This window comes from Streptomyces sp. NPDC051561 (assembly GCF_044454195.1).
Classification (GTDB): domain Bacteria; phylum Actinomycetota; class Actinomycetes; order Streptomycetales; family Streptomycetaceae; genus Streptomyces.
On sequence record NZ_JBITDM010000002.1, the window covers coordinates 297,116 to 312,230 of the forward strand.

Consider the following 15,115-nt stretch of genomic DNA (forward strand, 5'->3'; position numbering starts at 1 on the left):
GCATGGCCCTGAGTGCACGTCGCCGCTTCTCCCAACTACGCTGGTACGTCCGCGAGTTGACCGGCGAGGCAGCGTACGACCACTATGTGGCCCACGCCCGCACCCACTCCCCCGACGCCCCGGTGATGACCCGCCGCGCCTTCGAGCGCAGCCGCACGGACGCCCGCGAGGGCGACCCCCGCGAGGGGTTCCGCTGCTGCTGACCCCTCGGCCCTTACGTACCCGCGCCACGTTGACGGCCCGGTGTCCCGCCCCTCGAAACGGGGTGGGGCACCGGGCCGTCGCCATGCACACTCCCTGCCATGGACATCCGCATCCGGGCCGCCCGGCCCACCGAATTCCCCGAAACCGGCGACCTCACCGCATCCGCCTACCTCGACGACGGCCTCCTCGGCGCCGGCGCCGAGGACCCGTACCTCCTGGTCCTGCGCGACACCCCGGCCCGCGCAGGCAAGGCCGACCTGCTGGTCGCCGTGGACACCGACGACACCCTCCTGGGCACGGTCACCTACGCCGCCCAGGGCAGTCCGCTACAGGACATCGGCCGGCCGGGGGAGGCCGAGTTCCGGATGCTGGCGGTCGCCCACCGGGCCCGCGGGCGGGGCGTCGGCGAGGCCCTGGTGCGGGAGTGCGTCGCGCGAGCGAGGGCCGAGCGGGGTGTCGTACGACTGGTGATGTCGACCCAGCCCGCCATGCTCGGGGCGCACCGGATCTATGAGCGCCTCGGCTTCACGCGCACCCCGGAACGGGACTGGGAACCGGTTCCCGGATTGAGCCTGTTGACGTACAAGATGACCCTCTGAGCCGCTTCCGCAAGGGAAGAGCCCCGGCGCGCGACACAAGATGTGGTGGGTGCATCACCCAGCACCCACCACATGTATGCTCATGGCTGCTGTCACCGCAGGGGAATCCGGTGCGAATCCGGAACTGTCCCGCAACGGTATGCCTTGTGCACATTTGCGCACGCCGAGTCCGAGCACCTGCCGACAGCCCGTCCGGTTCGACCGATCCGGACACCGATTCGTCCGGGCCTCGCGGTAGGGCCAGTGGACGCAAGGCGACGTACGCCCGTTTCCGGGCCGGCGTGCGCCCGTGCGCCCCTTCCTCCCGCCGCAGGCACGGCGCCGAGCGAGGGAGAGCCCCCACGTGACCATCGCGCCAGTCGACCCGGCCATCGCCGAGCAGCGTACGGACCACCAGGACCAGCAGGACGCCCCCGGCACCGCCCTCCTGCGCACCCTGACCGACCTGACCGCCGACCTGCCCGACACCGACCCCGGCCGGGTCGCCGCCGCCGCCCTCCGTGGGCGCCACGCGGGCTCGGACGCCGCCGAACTCCGGGAGCTCGCCACCGAGTCCGCCGCAGGTCTCATCTCCGAGGACCCGGCCTACTCGCGACTGGCCGCCCGCCTCCTCACCCGTACGATCCGGGACGAGGCCGCCACCCAGGGTGTGCACTCCTTCTCCGGCTCCGTCGCCGTCGGCCACCGCGAAGGGCTCATCGCGGACCGTACGGCCGGCTTCGTCAGCAAGCACGCGGCGGCCCTCGACGCACTGATCGACCTGGAGGGCGACGACCGCTTCGAGTACTTCGGCCTGCGCACCGTCTACAGCCGCTACCTGCTGCGCCACCCGATCACCCGCCAGGTCGTCGAGACCCCGCAGCACTTCATGCTGCGGGTGGCCTCCGGCCTCGCGCAGGACGACAGCGAGCGGGCTCTCGCCGAGGTCGCCTCCCTCTACCGGCTGATGAGCCGGCTGGACTACCTCCCGTCCTCGCCGACGCTCTTCAACTCCGGCACCCGCCACCCGCAGATGTCGTCCTGCTACCTCCTCGACTCCCCCGTCGACGAGCTGGACTCCATCTACGACCGCTACCACCAGGTGGCCCGCCTCTCCAAGCACGCCGGCGGCATCGGCCTCTCGTACTCCCGCATCCGCGCCCGCGGCTCCCTGATCCGGGGCACCAACGGGCACTCCAACGGCATCGTCCCGTTCCTGAAGACCCTCGACGCCTCCGTGGCCGCCGTGAACCAGGGCGGCCGGCGCAAGGGTGCCGCCGCCGTCTACCTGGAGACCTGGCACGCGGACATCGAGGAGTTCCTGGAGCTCCGCGACAACACCGGCGAGGACGCCCGCCGTACGCACAACCTGAACCTCGCGCACTGGATCCCCGACGAGTTCATGCGCCGGGTCGACCAGGACGGCCCGTGGTCCCTCTTCTCCCCCGCCGACGTGCCCGAGCTGGTCGACCTGTGGGGCGACGAGTTCGACGCCGCGTACCGCAAGGCGGAGGCGGCGGGCCTGGCCCGCAGGACCATTTCCGCCCGGGAGCTCTACGGCCGCATGATGCGCACCCTCGCGCAGACCGGCAACGGCTGGATGACCTTCAAGGACGCCTCCAACCGCACCGCCAACCAGACGGCGGAGCCGGGCCACACGGTCCACTCCTCCAACCTCTGCACCGAGATCCTCGAAGTGACCAACGACGGCGAGACCGCCGTCTGCAACCTCGGCTCGGTCAACATGGGCGCCTTCGTCCTCCCCGCCACCCGCGACATCGACTGGGAGCGGCTGGACGAGACCGTCCGCACCGCCGTCACCTTCCTGGACCGGGTGGTGGACATCAACTTCTACCCGACCGAGCAGGCCGCCACCTCCAACTCCAAGTGGCGCCCGGTGGGCCTCGGCGCGATGGGCCTCCAGGACGTCTTCTTCCAGCTGAAGATGCCGTTCGACTCCCCCGAGGCGGCCGCCCTCTCCACCCGTATCGCCGAGCGGATCATGCTCGCCGCGTACGAGGCGTCCTGCGACCTCGCCGAGCGCTCCGGCCCGCTCCCGGCCTGGGAGAAGACCCGCACCGCCCGTGGCGTACTGCACCCCGACCACTACGGTGTCGAGGTCAACTGGCCGGAGCGCTGGGAAGCCCTCCGCGCCCGTATCGCACGCACCGGCATGCGCAACTCGCTGCTGCTCGCCATCGCCCCCACCGCCACCATCGCGTCCATCGCCGGTGTCTACGAGTGCATCGAGCCGCAGGTCTCCAACCTCTTCAAGCGCGAGACCCTCTCCGGCGAGTTCCTCCAGGTCAACTCCTATCTGGTCAACGACCTGAAGGCGCTCGGCGTCTGGGACGCCCAGACCCGCGAGGCACTGCGCGAGGCCTCCGGCTCGGTCCAGGGCTTCAACTGGATCCCCGCCGAGGTCCGCGACCTCTACCGCACCGCCTGGGAGATCCCGCAGCGCGGCCTGATCGACATGGCCGCCGCCCGCACCCCGTACCTCGACCAGTCCCAGTCCCTCAACCTCTTCCTGGAAACGCCCACCATCGGCAAGCTCAGCTCGATGTACGCGTACGCCTGGAAGAAGGGGCTGAAGACGACGTACTACCTGCGCTCCCGCCCGGCCACCCGGATCGCCCGCGCGGCCGGCTCGCAGACGGCGGCAGTCTCCGCTCCCGCCCCCACCCTCCCCGTTCAGCAGGCGACAGACGCCGAAGCGCTCGCCTGCTCCCTGGAAAACCCCGAGTCCTGCGAGGCCTGCCAGTAATGTCCACTCCCCCCGTCAAGAACCTGCTCGACCCGGGCTTCGAGCTGACCCTCCGCCCCATGCGCTACCCCGACTTCTACGAGCGCTACCGGGACGCGATCAAGAACACCTGGACCGTCGAGGAGGTCGACCTCCACTCGGACGTCGCCGACCTCGCCAAGCTCACCCCGGGTGAACAGCACATGATCGGCCGTCTGGTCGCGTTCTTCGCGACCGGCGACTCGATCGTCTCCAACAACCTGGTGCTGACCCTCTACAAGCACATCAACTCCCCCGAGGCGCGGCTGTACCTGTCGCGGCAGCTCTTCGAGGAGGCCGTGCACGTCCAGTTCTATCTGACCCTCCTGGACACCTACCTCCCCAACCCGGAGGACCGCGCGGCCGCCTTCGACGCGGTCGAGGAGATCCCCTCGATCCGCGAGAAGGCCCAGTTCTGCTTCAAGTGGATGGACTCGGTCGAGAAGATCGACCGCCTGGAGTCGAAGGCCGACCGCCGCCGCTTCCTGCTCAACCTGATCTGCTTCGCGGCGTGCATCGAGGGCCTGTTCTTCTACGGTGCCTTCGCGTACGTGTACTGGTTCCGCAGCCGGGGTCTGCTGCACGGGCTGGCGACGGGGACGAACTGGGTTTTCCGGGACGAAACGATGCACATGAACTTCGCGTTCGAGGTCGTGGACACCGTCCGCAAGGAGGAGCCCGAGCTCTTCGACGACGAGCTGCAGCAGCAGGTCACCGACATGCTGAAGGAAGCCGTCGCCGCCGAGCTGCAGTTCGGGCGTGACCTGTGCGGCGAGGGTCTGCCGGGCATGAACACCGAGTCCATGCGCGAGTACCTGGAGTGCGTCGCCGACCAGCGCCTGGAGCGCCTCGGCTTCCCGAAGGTGTACGGCTCCTCCAACCCCTTCTCCTTCATGGAGCTCCAGGGCGTCCAGGAACTGACGAACTTCTTCGAGCGCCGCCCGTCGGCCTACCAGGTCGCGGTCGAAGGCACCGTCGGCTTCGACGACGACTTCTAGAGTCCGCGAGACGCACCACCCCCACGGGTCCCCCCTCACTCGCCGCGCACTACCGTGTGGAACTCCTTTTCCATGAGCGAGAGTCGGGGGACCCGTACGTGCTTCTGCTTGCCCAGATCAGCGATCTGCACCTGGACGGCACCGCCCGTTCCACCGAGCGGGCGCTCCGTGTCATGACGTACCTCCGCAGGCTGCCGCGGCCGGTGGACGCCCTGCTGGTCACCGGGGACATCGCCGATCACGGGACGGAGAGCGAGTACCAGGAGGCGGCGGGGCTGCTGGAGGCGCCGTTCCCGGTGCTGATGTGTCCCGGGAATCACGATGTACGGGCGGTGTACCGCAAGGCGCTGCTGGGCGAGCCGGCCTCGGACCGGCCGGTCAACCGGGTGCATCACGTCAAGGGCGTGGCGATCCTGATGATCGACTCCACGATTCCGGGGCGGGACGAGGGGCGGCTCGACGGGGAGACCCGGGAGTGGATCACCAGCACGCTGGACGCGCTGGAGGAGGGGACTGCGGCGTTGCTCGCTTTCCATCAGCCGCCGGTGGCGGTGCATCATCCGCTGCCGGACAAGTACCAGCTGCAACAGCCGGAGTGGCTGGGTGAGTTGATGGCTTCACGTCCGCAGGTGGTGGCCCTGCTGACCGGGCACGCACACACCGCGGCCGCCTCGGCGTTCGCCGGGCGGCCTCTGGTGGTGGGTCCTGCGGTGACGTGGACACTGCGGCTGCCCTGGGAGGGCGAGGGGGCGGCGGACCGGGAGCAGCCGCCCGGACTGGCCTTTCATGTGCTGGACGAGGCACATCGGCTGACCACCCATTTCCGGGTGGTGCCGAATCAACTCGTCAGTTCGTAGTGGGAGTTGGCTATCTTGGCCGGGGCGGAGGCGGGGCGCTCGGCGCGGCGGAGCTGGCGGTCGATCCTCAGGTCCCGGGCGTGCCCGAGAAGTGAGGGAAGGGCGATAAGGACGAAGACGAGCGCTACGGTCAGGTAGTCCAGGAATGTGTTCATGGCTCAACTGTCGTTCAGTGCGGCGGATTTGGTCAGTGGCAGGACTGCCATCGGACGTCGAATTGCTGCCACACTGGCTGTATGTTGAGAAACGTGGCTGTGGCGCTGGTCGACGGGGTCAATCCGTTCGAACTGGGCGTGCTGTGCGAGGTGTTCGGGATCGATCGCAGCGAAGAGGGGCTGCCGGTCTACGACTTCGCGGTGTGTGCGGTGGAGGCCGGTGAACTCCCCGCCCGTTCGGGGGCGTTCTCGATCAGTGTGCCGCACGGTCTGGACAGGCTGGAGGAGGCGGACCTGATCGCGATACCCGCCGATCAGCACTGCGAGGCCCGGACCTATCCGGAGCCGCTGCTGGCGGCGCTGCGGCGGGGTGTGGAGCGGGGCGCGCGGGTGCTGAGCGTCTGCTCGGGGGCGTTCGTGCTGGGGGCGGCGGGGCTGCTGGACGGACGGCGGTGCACCACGCACTGGCGGCATGTGGACGAGCTGGCCCGGCGGTATCCGAAAGCGCGGCTGGAGCCCGATGTGCTGTACGTCGACGAGGGTCCGGTGATCACCTCGGCCGGTACGGCTGCCGGGATCGACGCCTGTCTGCATCTCGTACGGCAGGAGGACGGGCCGGAGGTGGCCAACACCATCGCGCGAAGGATGGTGGTGCCGCCGCACCGGGACGGCGGGCAGGCCCAGTACATCGAGCGGCCGCTGAAGACGGCGCGCTGCGACACCGTGGGCGACGTACTGGTGTGGATGACCGAGAACCTCGAAGTCGACCTGACCGTCGAGCAGTTGGCGGCGCGGGCGCACATGTCGCCGCGGACCTTCGCCCGGCGCTTCCAGCAGGAGACCGGGACCACCCCGTACCGCTGGGTGCTGCGTCAGCGGGTGCTGCTGGCGCAGCAGTTGCTGGAGGCGAGCGACGAGACGATCGACGCGGTGGCGGGCCGTTCCGGCTTCGGTACGGCGGCGGGGCTGCGCCACCACTTCCTGCGCACCCTGGGCACGACCCCGCACGCGTACCGCCGCACCTTCAGGGGGCCGGCGCGGGCGGCCTGAACCACCCGCACCGGTTTGCCTACGCCGCCGCCGGAATGCCCGGGGCCACCGCGGCCGGGTAGTCGGTGTAGCCCTGCGCGCCTCCCCCGTAGACGTGCTCCGTCGGCGGTCCCGCGAGCGCGGTGCCGTCGGCGAGCCGGGCGGGCAGGTCCGGGTTGGTCATGAAGAGGCGGCCGAGGGCGATCACGTCCGCGTCCCCGTCGCGTACCCGCCGCGCCCCGGCTGCGGGACTGCTCGGCGCCAGGCCGTTCGTATTGGCGACGAGGGTGCCCGACCAGTGTTTCCGCAGGTCAGCAATGGCGTCGTAGCGCCCGTTCTCCAGTATGTGGAGGTAGCCGAGGCCCAGCGGATCGAGCGCCTTCACCAGGGCGCGGTAGGTGGTGCGCGCATCGGTCTCGGCGAGCTGGTTCTCGGCGTTGTCCGGCGAGATGCGCAGGCCCACCCGGTCCGCACCGATCTCGTGGGCGACCGCCTCGACCACTTCCGTCGCGAACCGCAGACGGCCGGCGAGCGAGCCACCGTACGCGTCGGTGCGCAGGTTGGTGTTCTCGGCGATGAACTGCTGGATCAGATAGCCGTTGGCCCCGTGGATCTCCACACCGTCGAAGCCCGCCTCGATCGCGCGCCCGGCGGCGGTCGCGAAGTCCCGTACCGTAGCGGCGATTTCGTCGGTGGTCAGGGCGCGTGGCACGACATGGCCGAGCAGTCCGTCCCGGGTGAAGATCTGCCCCCCTTCGATGCCGACGGCCGACGGGGCGACCGGCAGCTCACCGGTGGGCAGCGTCACGGGGTGTGTCATCCGACCCACGTGCCACAGCTGCGCGAAGATCGTGCCGCCCCGGGCGTGCACCGCATCCGTCACCTCGCGCCACCCGCGCACCTGCGCCTCGGTGACCAGCCCCGGGATGCCGGGGCCGCCCTTGGCGAGGGCGTTGACGTACACGCCCTCGGTGATCAGCAGCCCGGCTCGGGCACGCTGCCCGTAGTACGTGGCCGCGTACCGGCTCGGCACCCCCGTGACGTCGTCGGCGCGGCCCCGCGTCATGGGCGCCATCGCCAGTCGGTTCGCCAGGTCCAGCCGCCCGGCACGGTAGGGCTCCAGCAACTCCCGCACTTCCATCTCCTCCACCCGCCCGGTGCCCGCCCCGGCGCTCATGCGGCGCTCCGGTCCAGCGCGACGGCCTCGACCTCGATCTGCCAGTCCGGCCGTGCCAGCGAGACGACCTCGATCAGCGTGTCGGCGGGGTAGGGCTCGGCCAGGAATTCGCCGCGCAGCGTGATCACGTGCGGGAGGTTCGCCGTCATGTCCCGTACGAAGATCCCGACCTTGATCACATCCCCGAAGGTCAGCCCGGCCGTCTCCAGTACCCGCCCGACGTTGCGGAACGCCTGCCGCCCCTGCTCCAGGAACCCGCCCGCGACGGTCGTCCCGTCCTCCTCGAACCCCGCCTGCCCGGACACGTGCACAAAGCCCCCGGCGCGCACGGCCTGGGATATCCGGTACGGCGCGTACCAGTCCGGCGTGGTGGCGATCTTCTCGATCCGGGCCCTTGAGCTTTCCTCGGCTCTCTCGGTCTTCTCGGACATGCCTCTCCCCTGTCCCGGCGGGCCCGGTTCCGACCCCGCGAACTGACGTTACGAAACGTTTCGTAACGCTACGGAAGGTAGAACACATCGAGGCGACCTGTCAAAACGAAACGTAACGTCACGCGAGCGGTAGGGTGAGACCCATGACCCCCGATCCGAACAGTGAGCGGCGCAGCGAGCGCGCCCGCAAGGCCATCCTCGACGCCGCGTTCGACCTGGTGAGCCGCAAGGGCTTCGCGAAGGTGACCATCGAGGGCATCGCCGCCCAGGCGGGCGTGGGTAAGCCCACGATCTACCGCTGGTGGCGCTCCAAGGGCGCAGTGGTGCTGGAGGCGATGCGCGAGGAACTCGGTGACGACTTCGCCTTCCCCGACACCGGCGACATCGCGGCCGACCTCAGGACCCAGATCACCGCGGTCACCGAGCGGCTCATCACCGGCAGGATCAGCGAGGCATACCGGGGCGTCATGGGCGAGGCCCAGAACGACCCCGAGCTGATGAGGGCGTTCCGCGAAACGATCCTCGTCCCCAGCATCGTGGAGTGCCGGGCCCGGCTGGATGCCGCCGTCGCCGCCGGGCAGCTCCGCTCCGACGTACCCACCGATGTGATGGTCGACCTCTTCTACGCGCCGATCCACTACCGGCACTTCCTGGGCTTCGGCGACGAAGCGGTCAGGGGCAGCGCCGACCTCGTCCAGGACGTCCTGCTCGGCCTGCGCCCCCGGCCCGAAGCGGGGTGAACGGCCGGTGCCCGGCCCCTCGTCGAGGGGCCGGGCACCGGTGGGCGTCAGAGCCTGTGTCTCAGCGTGGGGACTACACGTCAGGCGTGGGGGACTACGCGTTGGGCACCGTCTCGTAGCGGGCCGTGCCCTCTTCCATCTGCGCGAGGGCGGCCTTGCGCTCGCGCTTGGAGAGGCGGTCGATGTAGAGGCGGCCGTAGAGGTGGTCCGTCTCGTGCTGGAGGCAGCGGGCGAAGTAGCCGGTGCCCTCGACAGCGATCGGGTTGCCCTCGGCGTCCTGGCCGCGCACGACGGCGTAGTCCGGGCGGGCCAGCTCGGCGTAGGCGGTGGGCACCGAGAGGCAGCCCTCGTTGGAGTCGTCCAGCACGCGGCGGTCGGCGGGCAGCTCGTCGAGGACCGGGTTGACCACCAGGCCGGTGTGGCGGTTGCCGTCGTCGTCGGGGCAGTCGTAGACGAAGACCTTGAGGTCGACGCCGATCTGGTTGGCGGCCAGGCCGACACCCTCGGCGGCCTTCTGGCTGGCGAACATGTCGTCGATCAGAGCGGCGAGCTTGTCGTCGAACTCGGTGACGTCCTTGCACTCGCGGTGCAGCACCGGGTTGCCGACGACCGTGATCGGGCGGGCCGTGCCGCGCTCGCGGTACGCAAGCTCGCGCGCCTCGCAGTCCTCCGTGTCCACGACGAACTCGCTACTGACCTGCTCGTCGACCTGCTGCTGCTGCGCCATGTCCGCCGTACGCCTTCCTCAAAACCCGAATCGATGCCCGTACAGCGTACGTCGGCCGCTCAGCAGACCTCTTCGAGATCCCGCCACTCGCGGCTGTCCGGGCTGTCCGCGACCCAGCCGTCGAGCAGGCCCCGGACCAGTCCGGGAGGTGCGGCCAGGCCGCATTCGCGCTCGGGGACCCAGAGGTCTCCGTTCGTACGGTGGCCCAGCGGGCCGGGATGGCCCGGCTCGCTGTGGTCGTGCGGGTCCAGGTGCTGTTCGCCGTCGCCCTCGTCGGAGGGCATCCGCGACTCCGAGCAGGTCCGGCAGAGCAGCCGTACCGACGACGACCAGTCCTCGGCGGCGAAACCGGCGTCGGCCGCCAGCCGCTCCAGGGCGTCCCGGTCGGCCTCGGTGGCCGCCTCCAGCAGCACCACCCACGTCGGCACCGGCGAGGGCGCCCACAGCTCGATCTCGTCGAAGACCGGGAAGGAGGGCCCGGCAGCCGTCACCCGCTCCCCGTGCGGTACGCCGTCGTGCAGCACGACCTCGCCCCAGCGGCGCCCGGAGGACGGCAGCGGGATGGACAGCACCTCGATGCGGGCGGGGTCCAGCCTGCGGCCCCAGACCACCTCGGCCTCACCCTCCGGGGAGAGCCTGACGGCAGCGCTGCCCAGCTCCATGCCGACGGGTTCGCCGCTCTCGGTGGGGGCGCCGGGCACCTTCAGCCCGTACGCCTGCCAGGCCCGGCGCGCGAGCGGCCAGTCCTGGAGCGCGGTGGCGGCGATTCCGACGTTCCACCAGTCGGGGGCGCCGGCCTCCCGGTCGAGCAGGGCCACGGCGCGCAGCCCGGCGGCCCGCGCCTCGTCCCAGTCGTGCCGGAACTTGTGCAGCAGCGCCAGATTGAACCAGGACTCCGAGAGCCAGGGTTCGAGATCCGCCGCGCGCGTCAGCAGCGCTCCCGCGTCCTCGTACCGACCGTCGCCGATCAGCGTGAACGCGCGGTCGGTGGCCTGCCGCCACGAGGCGGAGGGCCGATGCCGTACCTTCCCGAAGATCCTCACGATTCCCGCCTGCCGGTTGGCTCTCTTCCCCTGCCGTAGTCCTGCCGCAGGGGCTCTCTTCGCATCCAACCATGCCCGGTCGGAGGCCCGCTCATTACCCACTGGTTACCCAAGTGGGGGCAGGGCGACTCCGCGCGCGAGACGCCCGCGCCGAAGGACGCGGGCCAGGGATTCCACGACCTCGCTCTGATAGTCGTGCGCGGTGCCCGACCGCAGCTTTTCCAGTGCGTCCAGTGGGCCGCCCGGCCCACCCCCGCATTCCCCCGACAGGTCGACGTACGCGTTGACGGTACGGACAATGCGGGCGGTGAGGGGTTGCTCACGGTACGGATCGGCCTGGCACTCCACGACGACGGCGACCTCCGCCGGAACACCGGTCTGCCGTACGACGGCTCCGCCGAGCAGGGCGATACGGCGCTGGTCGGCGACGGGGAGGGAGGCGGTGGCACCGGCCGGGACCGGGTCCAGGAGGGAGAGCTGGCCGATGTCGTGCATCAGGGCGGCGTACTCCAGCAGGGTCAACTCGGCACAGGAGAGCCCGAGTTCGCGTCCCACCGCCTCGGAGAGGGCGGCCACCTGGCGGGCGTGCCCCGGCTTGGTGTACCCGGCGACCTCGGTGGCGCGGGCGAGCGAGGCGATGGTCTGGCGGGAGGTGTCCCGCACCTCGGCGTATCTCCGGAACGACAGCTGGGTGAGCAGCAGCGGCACACAGAACACCGGCAGCGCCCACAGCCCCACCACCGCGACGGCCAGCGCCATCACCACCGAACTGGCCCTGACGGCCGCCCCGATTCCACGCAGTGCCCGCAGCTCGTCACGGAGCAGGGGCCCGTACGGGTACCCGGTCCTGGCCCTCACGACGGCCGCCCCGAGCACCGCGTCACACAACCCCGTCAGCCCCAGCAGCCCCACCAGCAACAACGCGAACCAGGGGCCCTGCCCGACCCACTCCGCCACCAGCCCGGAATTGTAAAGCGGCTGAAAACACACCGCGGCAAACCCGACGGTGAGGATCTGCCGGGAGGCACGGTCGAGGGGAGCGCGGTCGGGGGAGGGCCGGGACGCCGGGGAGGGGCGCCGTACCCGAAGGGGCAGGGACGAGGCGGTGAGGGCCAGGGTGGTCACCGCCACCACTTGCAGGACGCCGTGGGTGGTGGCCCCGCCACCACAGTGGCCGAGCAACGCGTAGGCCAGCGCTCCGGCCGTCCCGAGGGGGGCGGCCTCGCCACCACGGTGGACCGCCTCCCCGACCCAGATCAGCACACCAAAAGCAAGCGCGATCCCGGGCTGCTGAATCCCGCCCCACACCACTCCCACGAGCCCGGCCACCCCGAGCAACCCGGCCGCGACCCGGACGGCGACAAGCAAGGGGGTCCTTCGCCGGGGGTGTGGTGCGGTGGGGGGCGGTTCGATGGGGTCCGCGACGGACGTGTCCACGACGGACGGGTCCACTCCGGACGGGACCACTCCGGACGGGTCCGCTCCGGCGTACGGGCGGGCGCCCTCCCGGGCCGGCCCCTCGCGGCGCTCCATTCAGCCCCTCCGGCGTTTGAGAACCGGGGGCCTGGCGGCAGAGTCCCCGGTTCGGGAAGGGGCGCGGCGCGGAGAGGCCCCGCGCAGCGGCACCCCGCCCCCCTCCACCCCCGTACCGGAATCCGCCCCGTCGGAAGGCACGTTCCCCCGCTGCCCCACCAGCACGGCTCCCCCGGCTCCCCCTGCTCCCGCCGCCGCAGGACCACCCTCCCCCGTCCCCGCCGGACCCCCCTCCTCCGCCGTGACCACCGAATTCCACCCCTCCCTGCCCAGCGCAGCGACCAACGCCGCCACCATCCGCGCGTCGAACTGCTCGCCCGCGCACCTCTCCAGCTCCGCCACCGCCGCCTCCACCGGCCGCGCCCGCCGGTAGGACCTGTTCGACGTCATCGCGTCGAAGGCGTCCGCGACCGCCACCACCCGCGCGAACTCCGGGATCCGGTCGCCGGTCAGCCCGTACGGGTAGCCACTGCCGTCCATCCGCTCGTGGTGATGGAGGATCGCCGCCCGCGCCTCCCCGAGGAACCCGATACCGCGCACCATCTCGTGCCCGTACTCCGGATGCAGCTCGATGACCCGCCGCTCCTGGGGCGTCAGCGGCCCGTCCTTGCGCAGGATCCGCGTCGGCACCCCCAGCTTCCCCACGTCGTGCAGGATCCCGGCGAACCGGAGGGCCTCCCGCCGCTCCTCGTCCATGCCCAGCTCGGCGGCCATCATCGCGGAGGCCCGGCCGACCCGTTCGCTGTGGCCCCGGGTGTAGCGGTCCTTGAGGTCCACGGCCTGGACAAGTGCCCGGACGGTGGTCTGGTGGGCGTCGCGCTCACGCTGGTACTGGGCGAAGACCCAGCAGGAGAGATACATCGGCAGCAGTACGAAGAGGGCGGCGACCGGGCCGTACGGGCTGCGCCACAGGACGGCCATCATCAGTCCGGCGAGGCCGTGCACACAGTGCGGGGCGAGGGACCGTACGAAGAGGCCGCGCCAGGCGGTCCGTACCGGCATCCGTTCGGCGGTGACCAGGATCGCGCCGTCGAGCAGGGTCAGCACCGCGCAGAATCCGGCCATCGCGGCGCCCGCGGGCAGCAGCGCGCCAGGGAAGTCCGGCACCTCGGCCGCCGCGTGCCGACCGCCGAGGATCGCCCACAGCCACGCCCCGGTCCACACCGCGACCGCCAGTTCGGCCGCCCGCCACACCCGCCGTGCCCCGCCCGGCTTCCTGGCCACCCGGCCCAGGAGCGCTCCCGGCACGGCGGCCAGGGCGGCTGCGGACGGCGGCAGCAGGAAGACGGCGGCCAGCGGCACCGGGAAGAAGGCACCGGCGCCCGCCGGGACGGTGTTCCTGACGTAGGGGCAGCGGGGCAGCAGCTCGCACGCGGCGTACAGGGCGGCGAGCAGGGCGACCGCGTCCCAGGGGGTGTGGTCGAGGTCGGCCAGGACGCAGAGGCCCGCGACGAGTACGGCGCACAGGATGCAGGCCCGTGCTCCCGCCGGTAAGGCTCGCACCCGTTCCCCCGCAACCCTTCGCTCCGGCCTTCAATGGGGCCTGAGGTTAGCGATTTGGCGACCCGGGGACGCGCAAAGGCCGCCGGTTCCCCCCATCGAGTGACGATGAGCGGGAACCGACGGCCCCGGTGGTGCGTTGACTCAGCACCACACCACTACAAGTGCCCTGCTACTCCCTACGACCTACTTCTTCGCCTGCTCGTTCAACGCCGCCACCTCGGGCGGCGGTGCGAGAAGGTCCGGCGCGGAGCCGTCCTGCTCGGGCACCACCTGCCCGGACCTGATCAGATCGAGCCGCCCGAGCACCTTCGACCGCAGGTCAACGGGTACGTCGTCGGAGCCGCAGCACCGCTTGACGAGCTTCTTCACGGCCTGCTCCAGGCCGTACTTCTCCAGGCACGGGGAGCACTCCTCGAAGTGCTCCTCGAACTTGGTGCACTCGCCGTCCGGCATCTCTTTGTCGAGGAACTCGTAGAGGTGGTCGAGCACCTCGGAGCAGTCCGTCTCGTGCGGATCTCCGCAGCTCATGAACCCGAGCCTTTCGCGTCGTTCGACTCCCCGGACGCGGCACCGGCGCCGGCCGGTACCAGACCGCGCTCGCGGGCGTAGTCCTCCAGCATGCCGCGCAGCTGGCGGCGCCCCCGGTGCAGACGGGACATGACCGTACCGATCGGTGTCCCCATGATGTCCGCGATTTCCTTGTACGCAAACCCCTCGACATCGGCGAGATACACGGCGATCCGGAACTCCTCCGGGATCGCCTGCAACGCCGACTTCACGTCCGAGTCGGGCAGGTGGTCCAGCGCCTGCGACTCGGCGGAGCGCAGACCGGTCGACATGTGCGACTCGGCGCGGGCCAGCTGCCAGTCCTCGATCTCCTCGGAAGCGCTGCGCAGCGGCTCGCGCTGCTTCTTCCGGTAGGAGTTGATGAACGTATTGGTGAGAATCCGGTAGAGCCAGGCCTTGAGATTGGTCCCCTCGCGGAACTGGTGGAAGGACCCGTACGCCTTGGCATACGTCTCCTGCACCAGGTCTTCCGCGTCCGCCGGGTTGCGCGTCATGCGCAGCGCGGCGGAGTACATCTGGTCGAGGAAGCCCAGCGCGTCCCGCTCGAAGCGCGCGTTGCGCTCGGCGGTGGTCTCCTCCGCGTGGCCGGCTTCGGTCCCTGCGTCGGTCCCAGTGACCGGACCCACCTCCTTCAGCGCCGTGGCGAGCCCGAATGCGGACCCGCTCGACTCGGAGGATAGACGACCACCCTGCTTCCCCGCTGCCTGAGCGGGAACGGTCTTCGCCGCGGAAAGCACCGTCCACTCCAGGTCAGAGGCTTGCGGGCGGCGCGGGCAGATGGTGGAACC

Annotated in this window: 16 protein-coding genes and 1 riboswitch; of the genes, 7 read left to right on the forward strand and 9 right to left on the reverse strand. The window is 70.8% G+C overall.

Annotation, left to right across the window (positions count from 1 at the left end; translation table 11 throughout):
- The first annotated feature begins 2 nt into the window (after window positions 1–2).
- From ACIA73_RS05665 to ACIA73_RS05685, 5 genes are all read left to right on the forward strand, one after another.
- Window positions 3–203: a YbdD/YjiX family protein gene (locus ACIA73_RS05665; RefSeq protein WP_399437004.1), complete on the forward strand. Its 201-nt coding sequence runs from the start codon at window positions 3–5 to the stop codon at window positions 201–203.
- Between the two features lie 99 nt (window positions 204–302).
- Window positions 303–803: a GNAT family N-acetyltransferase gene (locus tag ACIA73_RS05670; RefSeq protein ID WP_399437005.1), complete on the forward strand. Its 501-nt coding sequence runs from the start codon at window positions 303–305 to the stop codon at window positions 801–803.
- Between the two features lie 66 nt (window positions 804–869).
- Window positions 870–1,003, forward strand: a riboswitch (cobalamin riboswitch).
- Between the two features lie 143 nt (window positions 1,004–1,146).
- A complete protein-coding gene (locus tag ACIA73_RS05675; protein WP_399437006.1) occupies window positions 1,147–3,549 on the forward strand; it encodes a ribonucleoside-diphosphate reductase subunit alpha in 2,403 nt (800 codons plus the stop codon).
- Window positions 3,549–4,565 carry a ribonucleotide-diphosphate reductase subunit beta gene (locus ACIA73_RS05680; protein WP_399437007.1) on the forward strand — a complete coding sequence of 339 codons (1,017 nt, stop codon included), beginning with the start codon at window positions 3,549–3,551 and terminating at the stop codon, window positions 4,563–4,565. The genes ACIA73_RS05675 and ACIA73_RS05680 overlap by 1 nt, the downstream gene beginning before the upstream one ends.
- Before the next feature lie 98 nt (window positions 4,566–4,663).
- Complete coding sequence (locus tag ACIA73_RS05685; RefSeq protein WP_399437008.1) at window positions 4,664–5,422, forward strand: metallophosphoesterase; 759 nt, start codon at window positions 4,664–4,666, stop codon at window positions 5,420–5,422.
- Here the strand turns inward: ACIA73_RS05685 and ACIA73_RS05690 are convergent.
- On the reverse strand, window positions 5,404–5,577 hold the full coding sequence (locus ACIA73_RS05690; protein ID WP_399437009.1) for a hypothetical protein: 174 nt from the start codon (window positions 5,575–5,577) through the stop codon (window positions 5,404–5,406). The two genes, ACIA73_RS05685 and ACIA73_RS05690, sit on opposite strands and share 19 nt — an antisense overlap.
- A gap of 81 nt (window positions 5,578–5,658) precedes the next feature.
- Here ACIA73_RS05690 and ACIA73_RS05695 point away from each other — a divergent pair, with 81 nt between their 5' ends.
- Window positions 5,659–6,627, forward strand: a complete 969-nt coding sequence (locus ACIA73_RS05695; protein WP_399437010.1) for a helix-turn-helix domain-containing protein — start codon at window positions 5,659–5,661, stop codon at window positions 6,625–6,627.
- Between the two features lie 19 nt (window positions 6,628–6,646).
- Here the strand turns inward: ACIA73_RS05695 and ACIA73_RS05700 are convergent, their stop codons facing one another.
- Window positions 6,647–7,783 carry an alkene reductase gene (locus ACIA73_RS05700; RefSeq protein WP_399437011.1) on the reverse strand — a complete coding sequence of 379 codons (1,137 nt, stop codon included), beginning with the start codon at window positions 7,781–7,783 and terminating at the stop codon, window positions 6,647–6,649.
- Window positions 7,780–8,214, reverse strand: coding sequence for a RidA family protein (locus tag ACIA73_RS05705; protein ID WP_399437012.1), 435 nt, complete (start codon window positions 8,212–8,214; stop codon window positions 7,780–7,782). Before ACIA73_RS05705 ends, ACIA73_RS05700 begins: the two co-directional genes overlap by 4 nt.
- Window positions 8,215–8,357: 143 nt before the next feature.
- Here ACIA73_RS05705 and ACIA73_RS05710 point away from each other — a divergent pair, with 143 nt between their 5' ends.
- Window positions 8,358–8,954, forward strand: coding sequence for a TetR/AcrR family transcriptional regulator (locus tag ACIA73_RS05710; protein WP_399437013.1), 597 nt, complete (start codon window positions 8,358–8,360; stop codon window positions 8,952–8,954).
- 94 nt (window positions 8,955–9,048) lie between these two features.
- Here the strand turns inward: ACIA73_RS05710 and def are convergent, their stop codons facing one another.
- The 6 genes from def to ACIA73_RS05740 form a co-directional block, all read right to left on the reverse strand.
- Window positions 9,049–9,681: a peptide deformylase gene (gene def, locus ACIA73_RS05715; protein ID WP_399437014.1), complete on the reverse strand. Its 633-nt coding sequence runs from the start codon at window positions 9,679–9,681 to the stop codon at window positions 9,049–9,051.
- Between the two features lie 59 nt (window positions 9,682–9,740).
- Entirely contained in the window at window positions 9,741–10,724 is a 984-nt protein-coding gene (locus ACIA73_RS05720) for a tetratricopeptide repeat protein (RefSeq protein WP_399437015.1), read from the reverse strand.
- A 105-nt stretch (window positions 10,725–10,829) separates the two neighbouring features.
- Window positions 10,830–12,257: a metal-dependent phosphohydrolase gene (locus tag ACIA73_RS05725; RefSeq protein WP_399437016.1), complete on the reverse strand. Its 1,428-nt coding sequence runs from the start codon at window positions 12,255–12,257 to the stop codon at window positions 10,830–10,832.
- Window positions 12,258–13,760, reverse strand: a complete 1,503-nt coding sequence (locus ACIA73_RS05730) for an HD-GYP domain-containing protein (RefSeq protein WP_399437017.1) — start codon at window positions 13,758–13,760, stop codon at window positions 12,258–12,260.
- Between the two features lie 183 nt (window positions 13,761–13,943).
- The gene (gene rsrA, locus ACIA73_RS05735) at window positions 13,944–14,288 is read right to left on the reverse strand and encodes a mycothiol system anti-sigma-R factor (RefSeq protein WP_399437018.1); all 345 of its coding nucleotides are present in this window, start codon (window positions 14,286–14,288) and stop codon (window positions 13,944–13,946) included.
- Entirely contained in the window at window positions 14,285–14,953 is a 669-nt protein-coding gene (locus tag ACIA73_RS05740) for a sigma-70 family RNA polymerase sigma factor (RefSeq protein WP_384358528.1), read from the reverse strand. Before ACIA73_RS05740 ends, rsrA begins: the two co-directional genes overlap by 4 nt.
- Between the last annotated feature and the right edge of the window lie 162 nt (window positions 14,954–15,115).

Excerpts from the sequence above, each read along its gene's own strand:
- ACIA73_RS05665 (WP_399437004.1), top strand. The coding sequence starts at position 3 with ATGGCCCTGAGTGCACGTCGCCGCTTCTCCCAACTACGCTGGTACGTC.
- ACIA73_RS05670 (WP_399437005.1), top strand. The coding sequence starts at position 303 with ATGGACATCCGCATCCGGGCCGCCCGGCCCACCGAATTCCCCGAAACC.
- ACIA73_RS05680 (WP_399437007.1), top strand. The coding sequence starts at position 3,549 with ATGTCCACTCCCCCCGTCAAGAACCTGCTCGACCCGGGCTTCGAGCTG.
- ACIA73_RS05690 (WP_399437009.1), bottom strand. The coding sequence starts at position 5,577 with ATGAACACATTCCTGGACTACCTGACCGTAGCGCTCGTCTTCGTCCTT.
- ACIA73_RS05695 (WP_399437010.1), top strand. The coding sequence starts at position 5,659 with ATGTTGAGAAACGTGGCTGTGGCGCTGGTCGACGGGGTCAATCCGTTC.
- ACIA73_RS05700 (WP_399437011.1), bottom strand. The coding sequence starts at position 7,783 with ATGAGCGCCGGGGCGGGCACCGGGCGGGTGGAGGAGATGGAAGTGCGG.
- ACIA73_RS05705 (WP_399437012.1), bottom strand. The coding sequence starts at position 8,214 with ATGTCCGAGAAGACCGAGAGAGCCGAGGAAAGCTCAAGGGCCCGGATC.
- ACIA73_RS05710 (WP_399437013.1), top strand. The coding sequence starts at position 8,358 with ATGACCCCCGATCCGAACAGTGAGCGGCGCAGCGAGCGCGCCCGCAAG.
- def (WP_399437014.1), bottom strand. The coding sequence starts at position 9,681 with ATGGCGCAGCAGCAGCAGGTCGACGAGCAGGTCAGTAGCGAGTTCGTC.
- ACIA73_RS05725 (WP_399437016.1), bottom strand. The coding sequence starts at position 12,257 with ATGGAGCGCCGCGAGGGGCCGGCCCGGGAGGGCGCCCGCCCGTACGCC.
- rsrA (WP_399437018.1), bottom strand. The coding sequence starts at position 14,288 with ATGAGCTGCGGAGATCCGCACGAGACGGACTGCTCCGAGGTGCTCGAC.